This is a genomic window from Pseudoalteromonas sp. SCQQ13 (assembly GCF_015864415.1).
Taxonomy (GTDB): Bacteria; Pseudomonadota; Gammaproteobacteria; order Enterobacterales; family Alteromonadaceae; genus Pseudoalteromonas; species Pseudoalteromonas nigrifaciens.
Genome location: NZ_JADYXG010000035.1, coordinates 1 through 22,010 on the forward strand (window position 1 = coordinate 1; position 22,010 = coordinate 22,010).

The 22,010-nt window shown below is 40.9% G+C and carries 23 protein-coding genes and 1 pseudogene; 13 read left to right on the forward strand and 11 right to left on the reverse strand.

Annotation, left to right across the window (positions count from 1 at the left end; translation table 11 throughout):
* The first annotated feature begins 129 nt into the window (after positions 1-129).
* Positions 130-696 carry an NADPH-dependent FMN reductase gene (locus I6F41_RS17540; RefSeq protein ID WP_197108878.1) on the forward strand — a complete coding sequence of 189 codons (567 nt, stop codon included), beginning with the start codon at positions 130-132 and terminating at the stop codon, positions 694-696.
* A gap of 12 nt (positions 697-708) precedes the next feature.
* Here the strand turns inward: I6F41_RS17540 and I6F41_RS17545 are convergent, their stop codons facing one another.
* Positions 709-1,149 (reverse strand): tellurite resistance TerB family protein, encoded by a 441-nt coding sequence (locus I6F41_RS17545; RefSeq protein WP_197108880.1) that lies wholly within the window; start codon positions 1,147-1,149, stop codon positions 709-711.
* A gap of 100 nt (positions 1,150-1,249) precedes the next feature.
* Here I6F41_RS17545 and I6F41_RS17550 point away from each other — a divergent pair, with 100 nt between their 5' ends.
* The gene (locus I6F41_RS17550) at positions 1,250-1,606 is read left to right on the forward strand and encodes a hypothetical protein (protein WP_182677780.1); all 357 of its coding nucleotides are present in this window, start codon (positions 1,250-1,252) and stop codon (positions 1,604-1,606) included.
* Between the two features lie 2 nt (positions 1,607-1,608).
* On the opposite strand, the gene I6F41_RS17555 is transcribed toward I6F41_RS17550, so the two are convergent.
* A complete protein-coding gene (locus tag I6F41_RS17555; RefSeq protein ID WP_197108883.1) occupies positions 1,609-2,202 on the reverse strand; it encodes a hypothetical protein in 594 nt (197 codons plus the stop codon).
* Between the two features lie 230 nt (positions 2,203-2,432).
* Between I6F41_RS17555 and I6F41_RS17560 the strand changes: the two genes are divergently transcribed.
* A complete protein-coding gene (locus I6F41_RS17560) occupies positions 2,433-2,726 on the forward strand; it encodes a hypothetical protein (protein ID WP_011329518.1) in 294 nt (97 codons plus the stop codon).
* Between the two features lie 92 nt (positions 2,727-2,818).
* Here I6F41_RS17560 and leuD read toward each other — a convergent pair whose 3' ends face one another.
* From leuD to fabR, 5 genes are all read right to left on the reverse strand, one after another.
* Positions 2,819-3,418, reverse strand: coding sequence for a 3-isopropylmalate dehydratase small subunit (gene leuD / locus I6F41_RS17565; protein ID WP_011329519.1), 600 nt, complete (start codon positions 3,416-3,418; stop codon positions 2,819-2,821).
* Positions 3,418-4,818 carry a 3-isopropylmalate dehydratase large subunit gene (gene leuC / locus I6F41_RS17570; protein WP_011329520.1) on the reverse strand — a complete coding sequence of 467 codons (1,401 nt, stop codon included), beginning with the start codon at positions 4,816-4,818 and terminating at the stop codon, positions 3,418-3,420. The genes leuD and leuC overlap by 1 nt, the downstream gene beginning before the upstream one ends.
* Before the next feature lie 67 nt (positions 4,819-4,885).
* Entirely contained in the window at positions 4,886-5,962 is a 1,077-nt protein-coding gene (gene leuB / locus I6F41_RS17575) for a 3-isopropylmalate dehydrogenase (RefSeq protein ID WP_011329521.1), read from the reverse strand.
* Entirely contained in the window at positions 5,959-7,512 is a 1,554-nt protein-coding gene (gene leuA, locus I6F41_RS17580) for a 2-isopropylmalate synthase (protein WP_011329522.1), read from the reverse strand. Before leuA ends, leuB begins: the two co-directional genes overlap by 4 nt.
* Before the next feature lie 395 nt (positions 7,513-7,907).
* The gene (gene fabR / locus I6F41_RS17585) at positions 7,908-8,528 is read right to left on the reverse strand and encodes an HTH-type transcriptional repressor FabR (RefSeq protein WP_011329523.1); all 621 of its coding nucleotides are present in this window, start codon (positions 8,526-8,528) and stop codon (positions 7,908-7,910) included.
* 126 nt (positions 8,529-8,654) lie between these two features.
* Here fabR and I6F41_RS17590 point away from each other — a divergent pair, with 126 nt between their 5' ends.
* Together I6F41_RS17590 and sthA are read left to right on the forward strand one after the other, a co-directional pair.
* Complete coding sequence (locus I6F41_RS17590; protein WP_011329524.1) at positions 8,655-9,788, forward strand: acyl-CoA desaturase; 1,134 nt, start codon at positions 8,655-8,657, stop codon at positions 9,786-9,788.
* A gap of 13 nt (positions 9,789-9,801) precedes the next feature.
* Entirely contained in the window at positions 9,802-11,232 is a 1,431-nt protein-coding gene (gene sthA / locus I6F41_RS17595; RefSeq protein WP_172459241.1) for a Si-specific NAD(P)(+) transhydrogenase, read from the forward strand.
* Between the two features lie 219 nt (positions 11,233-11,451).
* Here sthA and hemE read toward each other — a convergent pair whose 3' ends face one another.
* The gene (gene hemE / locus I6F41_RS17600) at positions 11,452-12,516 is read right to left on the reverse strand and encodes a uroporphyrinogen decarboxylase (protein ID WP_058374381.1); all 1,065 of its coding nucleotides are present in this window, start codon (positions 12,514-12,516) and stop codon (positions 11,452-11,454) included.
* Between the two features lie 526 nt (positions 12,517-13,042).
* On the opposite strand from hemE, the gene I6F41_RS17605 reads away from it, so the two are divergent.
* The gene (locus I6F41_RS17605; protein ID WP_011329527.1) at positions 13,043-13,513 is read left to right on the forward strand and encodes an Rsd/AlgQ family anti-sigma factor; all 471 of its coding nucleotides are present in this window, start codon (positions 13,043-13,045) and stop codon (positions 13,511-13,513) included.
* Between the two features lie 90 nt (positions 13,514-13,603).
* On the opposite strand, the gene fkpA is transcribed toward I6F41_RS17605, so the two are convergent.
* On the reverse strand, positions 13,604-14,356 hold the full coding sequence (fkpA, locus tag I6F41_RS17610; RefSeq protein ID WP_011329528.1) for an FKBP-type peptidyl-prolyl cis-trans isomerase: 753 nt from the start codon (positions 14,354-14,356) through the stop codon (positions 13,604-13,606).
* A 214-nt stretch (positions 14,357-14,570) separates the two neighbouring features.
* Between fkpA and I6F41_RS17615 the strand changes: the two genes are divergently transcribed.
* Both I6F41_RS17615 and I6F41_RS17620 read left to right on the forward strand, forming a co-directional pair.
* Complete coding sequence (locus I6F41_RS17615) at positions 14,571-15,569, forward strand: WD40 repeat domain-containing protein (RefSeq protein ID WP_197108885.1); 999 nt, start codon at positions 14,571-14,573, stop codon at positions 15,567-15,569.
* On the forward strand, positions 15,556-15,771 hold the full coding sequence (locus I6F41_RS17620) for a SlyX family protein (protein ID WP_011329530.1): 216 nt from the start codon (positions 15,556-15,558) through the stop codon (positions 15,769-15,771). Before I6F41_RS17615 ends, I6F41_RS17620 begins: the two co-directional genes overlap by 14 nt.
* A 23-nt stretch (positions 15,772-15,794) precedes the next feature.
* Here I6F41_RS17620 and I6F41_RS17625 read toward each other — a convergent pair whose 3' ends face one another.
* On the reverse strand, positions 15,795-15,998 hold the full coding sequence (locus I6F41_RS17625) for a YheV family putative zinc ribbon protein (RefSeq protein WP_197108888.1): 204 nt from the start codon (positions 15,996-15,998) through the stop codon (positions 15,795-15,797).
* Positions 15,999-16,130: 132 nt separating this feature from the next.
* Here I6F41_RS17625 and I6F41_RS17630 point away from each other — a divergent pair, with 132 nt between their 5' ends.
* The 5 genes from I6F41_RS17630 to I6F41_RS17650 all read left to right on the forward strand — a co-directional run bounded on the left by I6F41_RS17630 (position 16,131) and on the right by I6F41_RS17650 (position 21,599).
* Complete coding sequence (locus I6F41_RS17630) at positions 16,131-18,053, forward strand: ATP-binding cassette domain-containing protein (RefSeq protein ID WP_197108897.1); 1,923 nt, start codon at positions 16,131-16,133, stop codon at positions 18,051-18,053.
* Positions 18,037-18,462, forward strand: a complete 426-nt coding sequence (locus tag I6F41_RS17635) for a TIGR02444 family protein (protein WP_089368873.1) — start codon at positions 18,037-18,039, stop codon at positions 18,460-18,462. Before I6F41_RS17630 ends, I6F41_RS17635 begins: the two co-directional genes overlap by 17 nt.
* Positions 18,463-19,086: 624 nt before the next feature.
* Positions 19,087-20,079, forward strand: a complete 993-nt coding sequence (locus tag I6F41_RS17640; RefSeq protein WP_011329535.1) for a hydrolase — start codon at positions 19,087-19,089, stop codon at positions 20,077-20,079.
* A complete protein-coding gene (locus I6F41_RS17645; RefSeq protein ID WP_011329536.1) occupies positions 20,076-20,330 on the forward strand; it encodes a YheU family protein in 255 nt (84 codons plus the stop codon). Before I6F41_RS17640 ends, I6F41_RS17645 begins: the two co-directional genes overlap by 4 nt.
* Before the next feature lie 75 nt (positions 20,331-20,405).
* Positions 20,406-21,599: a dipeptidase gene (locus I6F41_RS17650; protein WP_089368874.1), complete on the forward strand. Its 1,194-nt coding sequence runs from the start codon at positions 20,406-20,408 to the stop codon at positions 21,597-21,599.
* A 340-nt stretch (positions 21,600-21,939) separates the two neighbouring features.
* Here I6F41_RS17650 and I6F41_RS17655 read toward each other — a convergent pair.
* Positions 21,940-22,010 (reverse strand): annotated as a pseudogene (locus I6F41_RS17655) (elongation factor Tu); the annotation flags it as partial.

Consider the following 22,010-nt stretch of genomic DNA (forward strand, 5'->3'; position numbering starts at 1 on the left):
TATTGCAAGTAAATTCAACGCAGTTAGCGCTGAAAACAGCTGCTTGAGATAAGTTTATTATCCGGAGCTCAGGTTACATTAGCCCGAACTTTGGTTAAGTGATTTACTAACACATTAGCAGGATAAACCATGACAGCACCAAAAATTATTGCTTTAGCAGGTAGTTTACGTAAAGACAGCTTTAATCAACAACTGATCAATGAAGCAGCACGCTTTGCATTAGAAAGTGGTGCAGAAGTAGAAATAATTAAACTTGCCGATTTAAATATCCCACTTTTTAATCAAGATATTGAAGCGCAAGGTACTCCTGCCGATGTGCAGCTGTTAAAAGAGAAGTTACGTGCTGCAGATGGTATTTTATTAGCCAGCCCTGAATACAATGGCTCTATTACTGCAGCGCTTAAAAATGCAATCGACTGGGCTTCTCGCACAGAGCAAGGTGCAGTACCTGCTTTTCGCAATAAAGTAGCGGCGTTATTTGCAGCATCACCCGGTGGATTAGGTGGTCTACGTGGCTTAAACCACGTGCGTGATATTTTAAGTGGTGTTGGCTCATTAGTACTTGCCGATCAGCTAGCAGTACCGGCTGTGCATACTGTACTCGATGAAAATGGCCAAATTAATAACCCAAATACAGCAGAAAAAGTGTCTGCATTAGCACAACAATTAGTAACTGTTGCCAGCAAGCTTAGCTAACCTGCTAAAGCTCTATTTTGTCGCCGCAATTTTAGCGGCGATAAAATCTACATGAGTTACATATAACAAGCCTGCCACTTTACGTATTACGTACTCTTCTTGCGGATCAATCTCACCATCGGCATAGGCTAAGCGCCATAATAACTCTATTATTTCAATGCGCTGCGCAGCACTACAATGTTGGTTAATTTGTTTTGAAAACTGAAAATAATCTGTCGCGCTATCCACGCTACTGTTTGCATTATTTAGCAGCTCGTTTACGTCTGCATCGTTTAATGTAAAATAGCGTTTTAAGGTAGTCGTTAAAGTATGTTGTTCATCATCATCTAACTTAGCATCGGCGCGCATTACCTCAATTAATAATGCAGCAACCGCTGTTTTTAAATCATGCTCTTGCATACTTGGCTGTTGCTCATCGAATACAGAAAAAAGTTGTTTTATTTGTTTGAACATCACACTTTCCCTTATTGGGTGTTAAACTTAATATAAATAAATAGCGCTTAATACTGATAGTATTAATGGGTATAAAGTTCGCAAATTAAAGGAATTATTTATGCAAGGATTAAACATTAGCTTAGTTATTGGCAGTACTTTGCTAGCTTGTTCAAGCGTAGGCACAGCTTTTGCCGAACAAGCAAAAACAGAAAAACTCTACGACTTTGATAATAAAGTACATTATTACCAAACAAAACTCGACGATGATAACTATAAAATAGAGATCCAGTCAGACGATTACAAACACTTTGCAAATCAGAGTGTATTTTTACTACGCCATGCTAATCGCTTGTGCCTTAATAAAACATTTATGCTTAAAGTGCTGGATGGCGTGCAAGAGTACGAAAGTATGCCTACTAACCCTAGAGCTTACCAACCAGCATTAAGTGTTTTACTACAGTGCGAAGATGAATAATTTTAGTCTGTGTATCCCCAAGGGGCTGCTGGCGGAGTGATGGGTTTAGTTAAATCAAAATCCACTTTAAATTCGCGGCCTTGACGAATTAAACGATAAGTAAATACCTCAGGATAAATATACATTTGCCAAGTATTACCTACCGACTGTGCTATCCCTTGTGCAACAAATAATTCTTTTGAATATTGATCGGCAGGAAACGACTGCATTTGTGCAAAGCCAGCATCATTTGTATGCCCGCCATACATAGTTGAGATGTCGTTAGAACCATTTTGATGGCGATGGTCGTGCTTTAAGCTTAAGCCACTGCCCGTTTTAGTAATAATCCAAGTGCGCGATGCATCATCACCCACATGAAATGGCACTTGCAGCTCACTGTCGGTACATTTACGTACATGCATTACTAATTTTTTGCCCGCAAATGAGCTTGGTCCCGCGGCGTTATCAACACTTACCTTGCCTTCATAAGCTTTACCGCAATGTGCAGCAATATTACTAAAAAACGCATCGTGGCTAGCAATAGACACCAAAGGCGCAGGGCTTGCTACAACAGTTGATGAAGCCAATAATAAAGTGGCTGCAGTTAATAATTTCATCACATATTCCTTATAATAGTTTTTAGTACCATAGCCCTTTAACTCACTTAAAGGAAGTAATCACGATGAACCACCAAAGTGCAGGAGTAACCAACAAATGATACTTGCAACTCGCTGATAATTTTAAAATATAAATTGTTGCAAAAAAAATATAAATTGTTGCAAAAAAAATATAATAATTAAATACTGCCAACTGTAAAATTAATAACTAGCATGGAGCGCAGAACCAAATGACAAATTATATAGGCTTAATAATAGTCATATTATTATTGATTTTACAAAATCGTTATTACCTTTCCCTATGTAAATACCTTGCTCAGCAACACCCAAATGAATGGCAAAAGCTTACCCAAAACTCTTTAGATGGAACAGCACATGCCAACCTTGCTGAATCATTTAAAAATGGCTTTTTTGCGACCATAGATGACTCGAAAGTAACCCGTTTTCAAACCTTTAAAAGGATAAATTTATTAATAATAGCAGCCATTTCCGCCGCTAGTTTAGCTACTGCATTTTTATTTTGAACAAATTGATAAAACAATTAATGTGTTGCCGCTAAAATAAAAAAGCGCAGCTTATGCTGCGCTAAATACGTCTTTTTATTTATTTTAACAACTTACTGCCAAGGACGCTCTGCAGCAAGTTGCTGCTCAAACGCGTCTATTTGTGGGTTAAGCGTTTCGGTTACGCCAATAAAGTCTAGGCCGCTTAATAGACGCTCTTTTACGTCTTTGCGAATATCAAAACTAATGGGGGCAAATTTAGTGCTAGTCAGTGTTTGATTTTCAAGATCGATGTCGATATGAATATCGTCATGTTGCTCACTTAACACAAATAATTGCTCTAGCGTATCGCCAGGCAGTGCAATGGCTAACATTTGATTATTGCCACAGTTATTGAAGAAAATATCGGCAAAGCTTTCAGCCAAAATCACTTCAAAACCATATTGCTTTAGTGCCCATGGCGCGTGTTCGCGTGATGACCCACAACCAAAGTTGTCGCGCGTTAGTAATATTTGCGCGCCTTGGTAGCAAGGGCGATTTAAAATAAAATCAGGGTTTGGCTCGTCATTTTCTAAATAGCGCCAATCATAAAATAATGCGGCATCAAAGCCTTCGCGGCTGGTTGAGGTTAAAAACTGCTTTGGAATAATTTGATCCGTGTCCACGTTGTTTTTATCCAATGGGGCCATTAAGCCACTAAAATAAATGCTCATTAGGCTTCTCCTCTAATATCAACAAAGTGACCATGTATAGCTGCCGCAGCGGCCATTGCAGGGCTAACCAAATGGGTGCGCCCGCCACGGCCTTGACGTCCTTCAAAGTTACGATTTGAGGTGGATGCACAGCGTTTACCTGCACCTAAGCGGTCGTCGTTCATTGCTAAACACATTGAACAACCCGGTTCACGCCACTCAAAGCCAGCTGCTTTAAAAATATCTGCTAAGCCTTCGTCTTCGGCTTGTTTTTTAACTAAACCAGAACCCGGTACAATTAACGCTTCAATACCGGCAACTACTTTTTTGCCTTCGACTATTTTTGCTGCTGCACGTAAATCTTCAATACGACTATTGGTGCACGAGCCAATAAACACGGTATCTACTTTTGCACTTGATAACTTTTCGCCCGCTTTTAGGCCCATGTACTTTAATGCACTGCGGATCGCATCAGCTTTAATTAGGTCAGGTTCTTTATCAGGATCAGGAATACACTCGTCTACGCCAATCACTTGCTCTGGGCTAGTGCCCCAAGTAATTTGTGGCTGAATGCTGCTGGCCTCCAGCTCAACAACATGATCAAACTGCGCACCATCATCTGTTTTTAATGTTTCCCAATACTTAACAGCTGCGTCAAAATCAGCGCCTTTAGGAGCAAATGGGCGACCTTTTAGGTAATCATAAGTGATTTGGTCAGAAGCAATTAAACCTGCTTTGGCACCCATTTCTATACTCATATTACACAACGTCATACGTGCTTCCATCGACAACGCTTCAATTCCTTCACCGCAAAATTCTGCAACGTAGCCCGTGCCACCCGCTGTACCTAACTTACCAATAACCGCCATAATTAAGTCTTTTGCAGTAACGGTGGGACGCAAACGGCCATTTATTTGAATTTTTAACGACTTAGCCTTTTTTTGTTGCAGTGTTTGCGTTGCTAATACGTGTTCAACCTCTGAGGTGCCAATACCGTGAGCAAGCGCACCAAATGCACCATGAGTCGACGTATGGCTATCACCACATACTATGGTAGTGCCAGGCAAAGTTATACCCTGCTCTGGCCCCATAACATGCACTATGCCTTGGTTAATTGAGTTTAAATCGTAAAGCACAATGCCAAACTCTTTACAGTTTGCATCTAGCGCCATTAATTGATTTTTCGACACTTCGCTAGCAGCATCCAATGAGCGACTTTTGGTCGATACATTATGATCCATAGTAGCAAAGGTTTTTTCTGGGCAGCGTACAGTGCGGTTTTTTTCACGCAAACCAGCAAAGGCTTGTGGTGATGTAACTTCGTGTACTAAATGACGGTCAATATAAAGTAAATCGGTTTGCTCGTTGATGCTGGCAATTGTATGTGCTTGCCAAATTTTGTCGTATAACGTTTGGGCCACTTGCTAATCCCCTAATCTGTTTTGAGCCGCAGCCTAACGGAGCTGCGGCATTAAAATGTGTTTTTAGTTAAATGCGCGCAACAATCGCTGCAGCAACATCATTGGTGGTATAGCCAGCGTTTGGAAATATATCTGGCGTACCTACGCCCGCTGCAACGGCTTCAGCTACTGCTTTTTCAATGGTGCGTGCAGCTTCGTCTTGGCCCAATGAGTAACGCAGCATTAGTGCGGCACTTAAAATTTGTGCAATCGGATTTGCCACGCCTTTACCTGCAATATCGGGGGCTGAGCCACCGGCAGGCTCGTATAAACCAAAGCCCGACTGGTTCAAACTAGCCGATGGTAATAACCCCATAGAGCCGGTGATCATCGCGCACTCATCAGACAAAATATCGCCAAATAAGTTATCGCACAGCAATACATCAAACTGGCTTGGTTGTTTTACAAGCTGCATTGCTGCGTTATCTACGTAAATATAATCAAGTTTTACTTCTGGGTAGTCTTTACTTACTTCGGTAACAACTTCGCGCCATAGTACGCTTGATGCTAAAACGTTGGCTTTATCAACCGAAGTAACATGGCTACTACGCAGTTTTGCGGCTTCAAAGGCAAAACGTGCAATACGTTCTATTTCTTTACGTGAGTATCTTTGCGTATCGAATGCTGATTCATTTTCGCCTTCGCCGCTGCGCCCTTTTTCACCAAAATAAATGCCACCGGTTAGCTCACGTACACACAAAATGTCAAAGCCTTGCTCGCTAATATCAGCGCGTAATGGCGATGCGGTGCTTAATGCTGGCAATAATTGCGCTGGGCGTAAATTACAAAACAAGCCAAAGTGTTTACGCAGCGGTAACAGTGATCCACGCTCAGGTTGCTCATCGGGCGGTAAATGTTCCCACTTTGGACCACCAACAGCACCAAATAAAATAGCATCGGCATTTTCACAGGCTGTAACTGTACTTTGTGGTAAGGCTTTTCCATGCTTATCGATGGCTGCCCCACCAATTGCATGGTGTTCGCGGTTTAGAGTAAAACCAAACTTATTGCTCACTGCATCCAGTACTTGCTCTGCTGCTGCCATTATTTCTGGGCCAATACCATCACCCGCTAATACGGCTACACTGTAGTTTGTTTTACTCATCCTGCTTTCCTTTGTTGTTTTAAATCAGACACTTTTTGTGCGCGATAAATTAAATTATAAACACGAACCATAGCGCGTACCGACGCTTCTACCACATCTGCTGCTATGCCCGCACCGTGATAAGGGCGGCCGTTAAATTTAGCAATAATGTTTACCTGCCCAAGTGAACTTGCACCTTGGCCTGTGGCTTCTAAGTTATACTCAATCATTTCTACGCTCATTCCGGTTAAGCGCTCAATAGCAGCAAAAGAGGCTTCAACTGGGCCATTCCCCGTTGCTGCTTCTTGTTTAGCTTCGCCATCTATCAACATGCCAATAGTAGAGCTGGCTACCGATTGTGAGTTAGATACCGAGTTAACAAATTCTAATTGGTACTTTTCGTCTTTGTCGTTAATTTGATTAAAGTAAATCATCGCTTCAAGGTCGTAATCGTATACAGTACCTTTTTGATCAGCCAAGGCTATAAAACTTTCGTATAGACTATCCATATCGTAATCAGACTTTTGATAGCCTAATTCTTCTAAGCGATGTTCAATAACATGGCGTCCAGAGCGTGAAGTCATATTTAATTGGTTGCTCGGTACTCCTACACTTTCTGGCGACATAATTTCGTAGGTGTTTTGCGCTTTTAATACGCCGTCTTGATGTATACCTGAGCTGTGTGCAAAGGCGTTCTCGCCCACAATGGCTTTATTAGGCTGTACTGGCATATTACAAATTTTAGCCACTTGGCGAGATGCGCGATAAATTTCTTCACTTTTAATATCGGTATACACGTTTAAGTGGTCTTTGCGCATTTTCATGATCATTGCCACTTCTTCAAGTGAGCAGTTACCCGCACGTTCACCAATGCCGTTAATAGTACACTCAATTTGGCGAGCACCCGCTTGCACAGCAGCAATAGAGTTGGCAACAGCTAAGCCTAAATCGTTATGGCAATGCACACTTAAGCGTGCTTTATCAATATTTGGCACATTGTTCATTAAATGGCGGATCATGCCTGCGTATTCGTCCGGCGTTACAAAGCCAACTGTATCGGGTAAATTAATAGTAGAAGCACCGGCTTTAATTGCCTGCTCTACAATGCGGCATAAATCCCAATGCGGTGTACGTCCGGCGTCCTCACACGAAAACTCCACATCATCGGTATAGTTACGTGCTAATTTAATTGATTTAACTGCCATAGCAGTGGCATCGTCTAAGCTCATGCGTAACTTGTGCTCAAGGTGCAAAGGACTGGTAGCAATAAAAGTATGAATTCGACTTTGCTGCGCGTTACGAAGTGCTTCGCCACATGCTTCAATGTCTTTAGCAACTGAGCGCGCTAGGCCACAAATAATTGGCCCTTTAACCTCGGTAGCAATACGCTGCACGGAGCGAAAATCTGCTGGGCTCGATACCGGAAAACCCACTTCCATTACATCTACATTTAAGCGACTAATGGTGTGCGCTAGCTGAATTTTATCATCTTCGGTAAGGCTTGCTTTAAGCGCCTGCTCACCATCACGTAATGTGGTATCAAAAATCCATACTTTATCTTGGTCTTGCATAACAGCCTCTCATTCCAATGCTATTTATTGTTAACTTATCCTACCGCGAGATAAAAAAAACCCCGCAAGTGCGGGGTTTTTTTATGTTTAGCTCAATGCAAACACACTAATCCCCGCTCACTTGCCATAGCAGTAAGAGGTTCAGTTTTAGTGTAATTAAACGAATAATATGCATCTTGCTTTCTTATTTGTGTCGAGTGAGGCTTATTTTTAACATTACCATGCACAAGGTGCAAGCATAAAAATTCTAATTTTTGTATTTAACATCGCTTTAAACAGAAATAATTATGCGCTAAAGCAAGGTTTGGTGAGGTTTTTTAACAATAAAGCACCGCAAAGTGCTTAAATTACTAAGCACTGTAAAGCACAGTGCTTAGATTAACTTTTTACTCTGTTTAAATCTCTTTATTTGTTTCTCGCACATAATGCGTTGCACCACGAGTAATGTAGCGCAATTGCCAAATAACACGCTCTACTAACTCATCGCGTTGTAAGCCCTCTAAATCAAGCGCTTCTGCTCCAGCATTAAATACCAGTGTTACCATGGCTTCAGATTGAATATACGCATGGGTGGCATCGCATTTTGTTTCGCTTTCTAGGTAGTGCGCCAACTCTAAAATAAAGTGCTTAACTTCGCGTGCTACCGCCGCTCTAAACGCTTTTGAAGTACCAGATCGTTCGCGCAGTAATAACCTAAATTGATTACTCGAGTTGTCAATAAACTCCATAAAGGTCACCACCGAGGTATTTATTACGCTACCACCGCTGGCAATGCGTCGGCGCGCTTGGCGCATAAGTTGACGCAGGGTTAAACCCGCTTCATCAACCATGGTTAAACCCAGTTCGTTCATATCTTTAAAATGTCGATAGAAAGAAGTTGGTGCAATACCGGCTTCACGCGCAACTTCGCGTAAACTTAAGTTTGAAAAGCTATGATCGGCACTCAACTGATTGAATGCCGCCTCAATTAACGCTTGTCGTGTTTTTTGTTTCTGTTGCGCTCTAACACCCGACATCAACAGCTCCCTGAATGAATTTATAGCAAATTTTGATTAAAATAGTTTAATTACTCAGTCTAATACTTGACGCCAAGAGTTTGAAATATTATTTTAGCTTACAGTTGTACGCTGAGATAGAGAATTATGAACAAACCACCACTTATTTGGACCAACGTCCTATTTTTTAGCCTTACTTTTTTGGCCGCGATAACGCTTGTGCCTTGGTATGGTATTAACTACGGATTTTCTAGTGCCCACTGGATTGCCTTTGTCGGCTGCATGTTTTATGCAGGCTTATCAATTACTGCCGGTTACCACAGATTGTGGGCGCATAAAACCTATAACGCCCATCCGGCGGTTGAGTTTGTGTTTGCCTTAGGCGGTGCATTTGCACTGCAAAACAGTGCACTACATTGGAGCAGCGACCACCGTGTGCATCACGGCCAAGTTGACGACCCAATAAAAGACCCTTATGCCGCAACCAATGGTTTTTGGTATAGCCATATTGGCTGGATGTTACGTGACTATCAAGCTGATAGCTACGGCGATTACAGTAACTGTCGCGATTTACAACGCAATAAAATTGTAATGTGGCAACACAAACATTATTTAAAGTTAGCTCTTTTAATGAATGTAGGCCTACCTCTTACGCTAGGATTACTAGTTGGCGATGTATGGGGCATGTTATTACTTGCCGGTTTACTGCGCTTAGTACTTAGTCAGCACTTTACCTTTTTTATTAATTCGGTAGCCCATATTTGGGGCTCTCGTCCGTACACCGAAAAAAATACCGCCCGCGACAACGGCTTTTTAGCCCTATTTACATATGGCGAGGGGTATCATAACTTTCATCATATTTTTGCCAGTGATTACCGTAACGGCATTAGGTGGTTTCATTATGACCCCACTAAATGGGTTATTCGCTCGTTAGCTGCCCTTGGTTTAGCCAGTAAACTAAAGCGCACACCGGTTGAACGCATTGAAAAAGCCAAGGCCGAAACTTTAATGAGCAAAACACAAGTTCGTCTTGCAAAATTGCCTTTAGCACAAGATAAGCTTACATTATTACAACAAGAATATGATTTACTGCTGAAAAAACTGCAAAATTATTGTTCACTACAAAAACAAGTGTTAGAAGTTAAAAAAAATAACATGGCAAAGCAGTGTGAACGTTCAGCATTAATGGCACAATACCATGAGCTGGAAGCCGCCTGGGAAAACCAAAAGCAGGCATGGCTAGCACTTAATGCGAGGTTATTAAAAGCCTCTTTTAGTTAATATAGGAGTGGCTGTGGCCAAACAACCAGAAAAGAAAAAAACACCCGTGACATACCAATATGATGCAGTAATTATTGGCACGGGTCCTGGCGGTGAAGGTACCGCTATGAACCTTTCAAAAAATAACAAAAAAGTGGCTGTTATTGAACGCCACGAAGCCGTAGGTGGGGGCTGTGTACATTGGGGAACCATTCCCTCTAAAGCCCTACGTCACTCGGTTAGCCGTTATATAGAATATAAAACAAACCCTTTATTTAATACCGGTGATCGACTTGCTCGACTCACTTTTCCTGACATTTTACGCCATGCCAGCTCAGTTATTTCTAAGCAGTCTAATTTACGTAGCAGTTTTTACGACCGTAACCGTATTCAAATGTTTCAAGGCGACGCGCGTTTTATTGATAAACATACAGTTGAAGTAACTCGCCAAGATGGTTCAACTGAGCGTTTAACGGCCAAGACTATTGTTATTGCTACAGGTTCGCGCCCATACCGTCCGCCAGAAGTAGACTTTACCCATTCTCGTATTTACGACAGCGATACTATTTTAGGGTTAACCCACGATCCACATCGCGTACTTATTTATGGTGCGGGTGTAATTGGTTGTGAGTATGCCTCTATTTTTAAAGGCTTAGGTGCCAAAGTTGATTTAGTTAACACTCGCGACCGCCTACTTGCCTTTATGGACACAGAAATATCTGACGCGCTGAGTTATCACTTTTGGAATAGCGGTATTGTAATTCGTCATAACGAAGAGTTTGATCATATTGAAACCCGTGATGACTGTGTAATTATGCATTTAAAATCGGGTAAACGCGTAAAAGCTGACTGTATTTTGTTTGCTAATGGCCGCACCGGTAATACCGACAAGCTTAACCTTGAAGCAATTGGCTTAAAACCTGATAGCCGTGGTCAGTTAAAAGTAAACGAAACCTATCAAACCGAAATTGACAACGTATACGCTGTAGGCGATGTGATTGGTTACCCAAGCCTAGCGAGTGCCGCATTTGACCAAGGCCGTATTGCAGCTGATGCAATTTCTTGTGGCAACTGTGATGAAAAACTGATTATTGATATTCCAGCGGGTATTTATACTATTCCTGAAATGAGCTCAGTAGGTAAAACCGAGCAGCAACTTACTGCTGCTAAAGTTCCGTATGAAGTAGGTCGTGCGCAATTTAAACACCTTGCGCGTGCGCAAATTGCGGGTACTGAAGTGGGTACTTTAAAAATATTATTTCATACAGAAACCAAAGAAGTACTGGGTGTACATTGCTTTGGTGAGCGCGCCTCAGAAATTGTCCACATTGGCCAAGCCATAATGGAGCAAAAAAATGGCGGCAATAATATTGAATACTTTGTAAATACCACTTTTAACTACCCAACTATGGCTGAAGCCTACCGAGTTGCAGCGTTAAATGGATTAAATCGCTTATTTAAATAAAGCTTTTAAGCTAAGAATAACCTATGTAATGCGGTTATTTGATAAATAGGCAATAACGACACATAAGTGCCAAACACGCCTTATTAAAAAGCCCGCTTACTAAAAATAGTAAGCGGGCTTTTTGTTGTTTAGCTGTTTTGTCCTTAAATGTGTTTACACATTTAAGACTTATTTATGAAAAATAACACACTAAACACTCAGTACTTTATTTGGTATTTATTACTTATGGTATTTAGCACTGAACTCATGCACGGCATTAATAAACACACCTGCATTTTCAGGGTCTACATCTGGTGTAATACCATGGCCAAGGTTAAATACGTGGCCATTACCTGTGCCAAAGTCTTCTAAAATAGTCGCTACTTCTTGACGAATACGCTCTGGCGTACCGTGCAGCATTGACGGGTCCATATTACCTTGTAATGCTACTTTGTCGCCTACACGGCGCTTAGCATCGCTAATATTAATGGTCCAATCAAGGCCGATAGCATCACAACCAGTTGCTGCAATTGCTTCAATCCATTGGCCACCATTTTTAGTAAACAAAGTAACTGGTACTCTACGGCCATCGTATTCACGAATTAAACCATCAACAATTTTGTGCATGTACTGCAATGAAAACTCATTGTAGTCGCGCGGGCTTAATACACCGCCCCATGAGTCAAACACCATTAACGATTGTGCACCGGCTTTAATTTGCGCATTTAAGTAATCGATAACCGAATCAGCTAGTTTATCGAGTAATAAATGTAGCGTTTGCGGCTCTGCAAATGCCATTTTTTTAATTTTGCCAAATACTTTGCTGCTGCCGCCTTCAACCATATAAGTCGCTAACGTCCACGGTGACCCCGAAAAACCAATTAATGGTACTTCGCCTTTTAGTTCACGACGAATAGTACTAACCGCATTCATTACATAACCAAGATCGTCGTTTGGATCTAGCTTAGGAATTTTTTTAACATCGGCAAGCGATGAAATTGGACGCTCAAACTTTGGACCTTCACCCGTTTCAAAGTACAGACCTAAGCCCATAGCATCTGGAATGGTTAAAATATCACTAAATAAAATAGCGGCATCTAACGGGTAGCGGCGTAATGGTTGTAGTGTTACTTCGCAAGCAAGCTCAGCATTTCTACACAGGCTCATAAAATCGCCCGCTTGTGCACGTGTAGCACGGTATTCTGGTAAATAGCGTCCTGCTTGACGCATCATCCATACTGGAGTTACATCAACAGGTTGTTTTGCAAGTGCACGTAAATAACGGTCGTTTTTTAATTCGCTCATAGCGTAAAATAATCCTAATGCTTATAGAAATTGAGCAAGATTGTACCACCATATTCATTCCCTCTCTATCGCTAAGCGATTAAATTGACAGCAACAGGAGGTAGATCAAGATGTTTTGAGTTTTTAACTGTTTTTGACTATTAAACAAGCAAACAGTAGCAACATTTAAAACTTTTCATTAATATGTTTGCAACATACTTAAATCCTTGGTATTGTTTATCCCGCGTTAACAAAAACAATAATAAAAATCTTAAAACAATAAAAATAAAAGTTTTAAAATAACAATAACAAAAATCTTCTAATAAAAATAAGAAAGCTTGTTACAACAAGCCATAGAAAAAAATTAAGCCACCGTAACAGGTGGTTTTTTCTTGCCTGCAATAAATTATCAATTCCCTACAAATAAAATAAACTGCTTCTAGATCATCTATTTTACTAGTTGATATACACATCAATTAACTATATCTTGAGGTATAAACAATTTTTACTTTTAACTAAAAAACCAACCCAGCTTAGGAGAACGATTATGCTGACGCGTGTAGAAAATGCTCAACAAAAGTGGGGGGGTAGCCATACTGTAATTGATAAATGGCTAAACGAGCGACAACGCCTCATTGTGCTTTATTGTAAGCTAGCTGGGTTTTCACCTTCTGATAAAAAAGATCATGCCCTGCCTGAACCACAACAAATTGAAACGTTTTGCCAAATTTTAATGGATTACTTATCTGCCGGTCACTTTGAAATATACGATGACATTGCTAAGGCTTGTGAAAGTAAAGGCCCAGAAAGCCAATTGCTAGCAAATGCTATTTACCCAAAAATAACAGATACCACCGACATTGCGCTAGATTTTAACGATAAATACGCTGAAGTTGATAAAGAAGATTTACTAGTAGGCTTTGACAATGACTTATCTGTTCTTGGTGAAGCACTTGAAGCGCGCTTTGCGCTAGAAGATGAGCTTATTGATAACTTATTTGCTAATCATACGGATTAACAAGCGCACCGTTATTTATACGCATTAAAAAAGGGACTTAAAGTCCCTTTTTGTATATGTAGGCTAAATTATTTTTAGCTTATATCTTATTTACTCTGCTGCTGCAGCATCTGCATCGCTTTGAATTTCTAATAATTCCACTTCAAATACAAGTGTTGAATTAGCAGGAATTTTACCTAAATCACGGTCGCCATAAGCTAGCTCAGAAGGAATTGTAAATTTATATTTAGAACCAACAGGCATAAGTTGTAAACCTTCAGTCCAACCAGTAATTACACGGTTAAGAGGGAAAGTTGTTGGCTCGTTACGTGAATATGAGCTATCAAATTCAGTGCCATCTAAAAGTGTGCCTTTATAATGTACTTTAACTACATCAGTTGCAGCTGGTTTTTCGCCATCACCTTGAGTAATCACTTCGTACTGTAAGCCAGACTCAGTAACAGTAACGCCTTCTTTTTTAGCGTTATCAGCTAGGTATTTTACACCCGCTTCTTTGCTTTTTTCAGACTCTACTTTTGCTTGTGCTTCTTGCTTAGTACGCACTGATGTATCTAACTCAGTTAATACTTCGCGAATTTTTTCTTCGTCAATCTTTGCATTACCAGCAAGTGCATCTTCAAAACCACGAATTAACAGCGCTTGGTCTAGTTCAATACCAATTTCTTTTTTATCGGCTAAGTCTTTATTTAAAAAGTTACCTACCGATGCGCCAATACCGTATGCTTGTTGCTGCGCTACAGTGTCTAGTTTAACTTCAGCTTGCTCTTTTTTTGCTTCTTGATTACATGCTGTAAGCGCTAAAACTGACGCTGCAATCAATGACAATTTAATCGTCTTTTTCATTTTAAATCTCCGACACACTTTGCAGTTGCCATTTATTGTATTATTACTAGTTAAAGATTAACGACCTACATGATAGGCTGCTTGTTTAATAACTAAAATTTACGTTGTTAGCTAAACTAAAAACATATCCAGTGATTAGACAAACAACCTAGGCCTTCAACGAGACCTAGTCTAACCTCTCAATCACTAAGAGTTAAGAGGAAATACTTGTAATATGCCGTTATTTCGTACTTTTTTTATCGTGTTTTGCTGTTTATCGGCCATCGCCTGTAGTGATGAAAAACAACAAGCTGTTGCCAGTTATGAACATGCTGCACAAGGCGCGTTTTCATCGGCGCTATCGCATGATGGTAAATACAGCTTAGTCTCCTCCATTAACCATGGGGTCGCGCTGTGGGATAATCAACAGCAAGCACTTAAATACCAATGGTTTCAGCAACAAGCCCAAGATAGCCTGGTTTATGCCGTTGCTATCGCTTTTGACAACAGTGTGGCTGTTACCGCCGAAAAAACCACCTTTGCGGTATGGGATATTGCCACCGGCGAAAATAAAGGTTACTACAAAATACAAAAATCCAGTATTCGCGATATTGCTATAAGCAACCAAGGCCGTGGCGTACTATACGGGCGCAGCGATGGCGTAGTGGTGTTTATTAACCTTGAAACTGGCCGCCGTATTGAGTTTTTAGGCCACCAAGAAAAAGTAAACACGGTCGATCTTGCCCCTAACGGGCGCTATGCTTTAAGTGGTTCAAACGATTACGTTGCTTACTTTTGGGATACGCGTACAGGGCAAGTGATTCATCGCTTTAACCACCCTACTCGTGTTACTCAAGTTACGCTTGACCCACAAGGTCGCTATGCATTTACGGCCGACAGTATGGCACAAGCAAATGTATGGAAGCTGACTACAGGTGATCTTGTAAGTAAACTGAAGTATATTGCGCGTCAGAAAATTTTTACGGCGGTACGCTTTAACGATCAAGGTGATTTGCTAGCAACTGGGTCGCCTAATAAACGCATTGATTTATGGCAAATATCGAGCGGTGAAAAAATTCAAACTTGGCAAGTGACACCACGTGAAGGCAGTAAGCCTAAATCGGCCGTGGTGCTCGATGTAACATTTACAGATAACGGCAGGTCGTTATTAACCGAAAGCTCCAGCGGTATCGCAGAGCGATTTATTATACGAGAGAATAATGAACACAATTGAACATCGCTTAATGGAACTTGAGGCCAAAGTGGCTTTTCAAGACGAAACAATTGATATTTTAAATGACGAAATAAAAGTTCACCAGCAGCTGTTGGCAAAAATGAAACGCCAAACAGAGCTACTGGCTGAAAAAATTAAAGAATCGCAGTCATCATCATCGATGATGTCAAACGAACCTGAGCCACCGCCGCCGCATTATTAATATGCAGCTATGCAGCAAAGGATTTAATCTCCTGGTTTAAACACGCCTATAATTTGTTCAAACTGGCGTGTTGACGCCTGCACAGCCTGTTCTGGCTGTGCCATTTTATGGCCGCACTCTACACATTCTACTTTTTCTACATCATGCTCTTTGTAAAGCATTAACCTATCCATGGCTTTACATTCAGGACATGTTGCCCCAGCTATAAATCGCTTCTTTTGTTTCACGAGATTTTTCCCACAGTTTGACCTAATGTTATTTTATCGTATTACGTGATGCGTTGATACGGTTGATATGCCCAATACGATCCGTGTTATCATATTGGCAATTTAATTAGGGCACAGTAAAGTAACGCATTTATGATCCAAATCTCAGAAATAGAACTTCTTCGTGGCGGTAAAGCTTTATTAAAAAATGCATCTGCTACGTTATTTCCAGAGCATAAAGTAGGCCTAGTAGGCGCTAATGGTTGTGGTAAATCAACCCTATTTAGCCTCCTCAAAGCAGAGCTACAGCTCGATGGCGGTAACTTTACTATACCTAAAGACTGGTCTATAGCGTCAGTAAAACAAGAAACTCCCGCACTGGAAATAAGCGCAATAGACTATGTACTACAAGGTCATCCGCAGTATTACGCCATGCGTATTGCACTGCGTGAAGCCGAGCAAGCTAACGATGGCGACGCACAAGCTAAAATACATATTCAGCTTGAAAACATTAAAGGCTACAGCATTGAATCAACCGCTGGTGAGCTATTACATGGTTTAGGCTTTGCTAATAACTCAATAGAAAACCCGGTAAGTTCATTTTCGGGTGGCTGGCGTATGCGCTTAAATTTAGCCCAAGCGCTTATTCGCGATGCCGACCTGTTATTACTTGATGAGCCCACTAACCACCTTGATTTAGACGCAGTATATTGGCTTGAACGTTTTTTACGTGCTTATACTGGCACTTTAGTGCTGATATCGCATGACCGTGAGTTTTTAGATGCCGTAGTTGATCAAATTTGGCATATAGATAAACAACTTATCAACGTGTACAAAGGCAACTACTCGCAGTTTGAGCGTCAAAAAGCCGAGCGCATGCTACAGCAGCAAGCCATGTTTGATAAGCAACAAGAGCAAATTGCTCATCTAGAACAGTTTATAACTCGCTTTAAAGCAAAAGCCAGTAAAGCTAAGCAAGCACAAAGCCGCGTGAAAGCACTTGAGCGTATGGAAAAATTAGCTCCAGCACATGCCGACTCGCCATTTAACTTTGAGTTTGCCGAGCCAAAAGCATTACCAAACCCACTAATGACAATAGATAAAGCCAAAGCGGGATATGGTGATATCACCATTTTAAATAATATAGAATTAAACTTAGTACCAGGCAGCCGCATTGCTTTACTTGGCCGAAATGGCGCGGGTAAATCAACGCTAATTAAACTGCTTTCGGGTGATTTAGAGCCTCAAGCTGGCGAAGTTATTCAGCACCATGGGCTAAATATTGGTTATTTTGCGCAGCATCAACTTGAATCTCTTGATTTAAAAGCCAATGCAATAACACATATACAACGACTAAACCCAAAGGCTACTGAGCAATCACTGCGTGATTTTTTAGGCGGATTTGCCTTTATTGGTGATAAAGCGCTTGAGCCAGTAGCACCCTTTTCGGGGGGCGAGAAAGCACGTTTAGTACTTGCCATGCTGGTATATCAAAAGCCAAATTTATTACTACTCGATGAGCCAACCAACCACCTTGATTTAGAAATGCGCCATGCACTTGTTATGGCACTGCAAGGCTTTGAGGGCGCTATGGTTACTGTATCGCACGACCGCCATATGCTTAAAAACACCGCCGATGAATTTTACTTAGTAGATGACGGCAAAGTAACTCAATTTGGTTACGACTTAGATGCGTATTACCAATGGCTGCTTAACGCCAATAAAGAAGCGACTAAAACAGAGCAAAGTGACGAAGTAAAAGCTAATTCAGGTATTAACCGTAAAGAGCAAAAACGCCTTGAGGCCGAATTTAGAAAAGCCACGCAACCGCTTAAAAAGCAAATTGAAAAGCTCGAAAAGCAACTCGACAAATACGCTGCAGAGCTCAATGAGGTTGAAGTAGCATTAGGTGATAACGAGCTATATTCTGATGACAATAAAGCCAAGCTAAAAGAGTTACTAGCCAAGCAAGCCACACTTACACCTACGCTTAACGACATTGAAGAAGCGCTCCTTATGGCGCTAGACGAAATGGAACAAAAAGAGCAGGCGTTCGCCGATGAACTTGCTCAATAGCGACCATTTTTGGCAATTTTCCTGCACTTTGTACGCCAAGCCAGTGCAACAACAAACCTTGCTGGAGTTACAAAACCAGCAAGGTAAAAACGTTAATTTGTGTTTATTACTCTTGTATTTAGATTCACTAAACTTAGTTGTAAATAGTCAGCAGCTTGGAGTATTAACACAAGTTGTTAATGAGCTCGATAATAACGTGATGCAGCAACTACGCGCAGCACGCAGTTATTTAAAAGTACACCAACAAGCTATTACTGACTATGCAAACATACGCAAAGAGCTGCTTAGCGCTGAGCTCAAGCTTGAAAAGCAGCAACAGCAAATGCTAATAAATGCAGTAAATGAATGTGAATTGGTAGAGTGTACCGAGCCAAATAATATTGAATTATATTTAAAGGCCAGCTTTTAGGTACAAAGCGCCAGAAAAAACAGCTCGCGCATATTTCAATACTTATGAGTCCTACCCTCTTTTACTGCTCATTCTTTTCTCTTTGTGCAAAAGATCTTTAAGTGACTTATTCACAAACAGGTTAAAAGGCGCTGCGCTTTTATAGGGAAAAATTAAAACCTCTTTAATCCTTATATTCTCAGTGGTCAAAGCTGTTTTCACCTGCTCCCTTTACCCATCTGTTAAACCTAATACCTTCTTCTCAAAACATGATCCAAATCAACTTCATATCGCTCATTATTTCACTTAGGTAAATAACTTGATCTTGATCATAACTGTATTCCTAAACCCAGCTTATGATTAACCCATAGACATTAGGAGGCAAGTTATGGACGTATTCTTCAGAGATTTTTTTACCGACCCAGTACTGTTCTTATCGTTTGGTTTTCTGGGGATCGTTATTAGCTTGTGCCTTTTCTTTGTATACTACTTTATTAAGAAAGTACAAGAAGCAGAAATTCCTGACCAAAATTAAGCACGACGCACAAAGCGCCTATCAGTTTACTGATTAGGCGCTTTTTATTTTCCTAGCCGAAAAATTTGCTACACTAGCGCCTCGTTTATTGCAAAGTGTGTAGTACAAACATGATCCATAAGTTCAAACCCGCATGGTGGATGACCAATCGTCACGTTCAGACCATAATGCCGCGTTTTTTCCGCCCATTTCATCATACTCGCTACCAATTGGAGCAACTTGATACTCCCGATGGTGACTTTATCGAGCTTGCTTGGTCGCTACCGCATAACGAAACGGCTCCTCTTGCTGTGGTACTACATGGACTTGAAGGCAATATAAATAGCTTTTATGCCAAAGGCATGATGAAAGCCTTAAAAAAGCAAGGTTTTGCAGTGGTGCTTATGCATTTTAGAAACTGCTCCACCGAAGTAAATCGCTTACCACGTGCTTATCACAGTGGTGATACCGCCGACTTAAGCTTTTTTATAAACCACTTAAAGCAGCTATATCCAAACCGACCTTTAGTTGCGGTAGGCTTTTCGCTAGGTGGTAATGTATTAGCTAAGTATTTAGGCGAGCAACAGCAACAATGCCCGCTAAGTGCAGCAGCACTGGTATCTGCACCTTATGATTTATCGGCATCATCGGATGTTATTCGAAAAAGTTTAGGTAAAATTTATCAAAAGTATTTACTCGATCGCATGAAAAAATCAATGCAGCGTAAATTGCCACAAATTAAGCAGCAAATATCGATAACTACCGATCAATTAATGGAAATTGACGACTTGTTAGAGTTTGATAATCAACTTACCGCGCCTTTACACGGCTTTGAAAATGCACATGATTATTACCGCCAAGCCAGTGCTATGCCGTATTTAAAACATATAGCGGTGCCAACATTAATTATTCATGCCAAAGACGATCCTATGCTCTCTATAAAGGCCGTACCAAGTAGGCAAGATGTGAGTGAGCATGTTACGCTGCGCATCTCTGAAAAAGGCGGGCATGTGGGCTTTATTAGCGGTAAAAATCCATTTAAGCCGGTATTTTGGTTAGAGCAAGCGGTGCCAAGTTATTTTGGCCAATATGTATTAAATAAAACCAACAAAGAGTCAGTATGATCATTCCTTACGAGCAACTTGATAAAGACACCTTATACAACCTAATAGAAAGCTATGTACTGCGCGAAGGCACTGATTATGGCGAAGTAGAAGCCAGTATTGAATCGAAAGTAAACCAAGTAAAGCTGCAGCTTAAAAGTGGTGAAGCTATGGTGTTTTTTTCAGAACTACATGAGTCGGTAACTATCATTTCCAAAGGCGAATTTAAAGCGCTGCAAAGTGAAGAGCATCAGGCACAATCGTTTGATTAGATACAGTTAACTTTGTAGCACTTGTAACTTTTGTATTGAAAGTACACAATGGCTTTTTACCCAAAGAGCCATAAAATGATAAAACTCAGCACTCTAGTGGTAGCCATATCACTAGCATTAAGTAGCCAAGCTAATGCAACAACAATAACCGCATCAGATAAAGCAATTAAGCTGGCAAAAGACACAATTTTAATTGATACCCATATTGATGTACCTTACCGTCTACACGACAAATGGGCCGACGTTACCAAAGCCACCGACGATGGTGACTTTGACTACCCTCGCGCTATACAAGGCGGTTTAAATGCCCCATTTATGTCGATTTACATTCCTGCTCACTTAGAATTTGAAGGCAAAGGTAAAAGCTATCAACTTGCTAATTTACTTATTGATAGTATGGAAGCAATCGCACAACGTGCACCCGACAAATTTGCAATTGCCAGCTCAACTGTCGATATAGAAGAGCAGTTTAAGCAAGGTAAGCTTTCGATTGCTATGGGCATGGAAAATGGCTCACCTATTGAAGGTGATATGAAAAATCTACAACACTTTTTCGACCGTGGTGTGCGTTATATTACCCTTGCTCATTCGCAAAGCAACCATATTTCTGACTCGTCATACGACATTCGCCGTAAATGGAAAGGCTTAAGCCCTTTTGGTAAAAAGCTAGTTACTGAAATGAACAACATTGGCATGTTAATCGACGTTTCGCACATTTCTGATGATGCGTTTTATCAGGTAATAGAACTCTCTAAAACACCCGTTATAGCTTCGCATTCATCGCTACGCAAATACACACCCGGTTTTGAGCGTAATATGAATGACGACATGCTACTGGCGCTGAAAAAAAATGGCGGGGTTATTCAAATTAACTTTGGCTCAAGCTTTGTTACCGCTAAAGCAGGTAGTTGGGGCAAGCAGCTAAAAAGTACAAAAGAGTCTGCAAAAAAAGAAGGCACCAAATTAAGTAATGATTTTGATGCTGCATATCGCGCTAAAAACCCCTACCCATTTGCCAGCCTCGAGCAGGTGCTTGATCATATTGATCACGTAGTTGCGCTAATTGGTATTGATTATGTAGGTATTGGTTCTGATTATGATGGTGTTGGCGATTCGCTGCCAATTGGCTTAAAAGACGTATCTAGCTATCCTAACCTAGTACAAGGTTTAATGGACAGGGGCTACAGTGATACCGACATTAAAAAGATTTTAAGCGGCAATACACTACGCGTTTGGAAACAAGCCGAAGCGTATGCGAAAAAGCATTAGGCTCTAGGTATCAGGTATCAGGTATCAGGTATCAGGTTAGAAAAACATAACTAACACTAACTTCAATATATAACGCGGCCAATGGCCGCGTGTTTCTATCCTCAACTTGCATAAATCTAAGCCAACAACGCCACCCTCATGCTTTATCCTCGAGGTTCGTAAGCCTCAAACCCACGCTACGACGATAAAGTTAACACCGCTCTGCTCTACCTTAAACCTAAAGCCTCGTACCTAATATCTAAAACCTAATACCTAATACCTGCAACCTGCACTTTATTACAGGCATTAAAAAAGGCCACCTAAGTGACCTTTTTCTAACAATTAACTTAAACGTTAATTATTACGCTACGATGTTTGCAACAACGCCAGCGCCTACAGTACGACCACCTTCACGGATAGCGAAACGAAGAC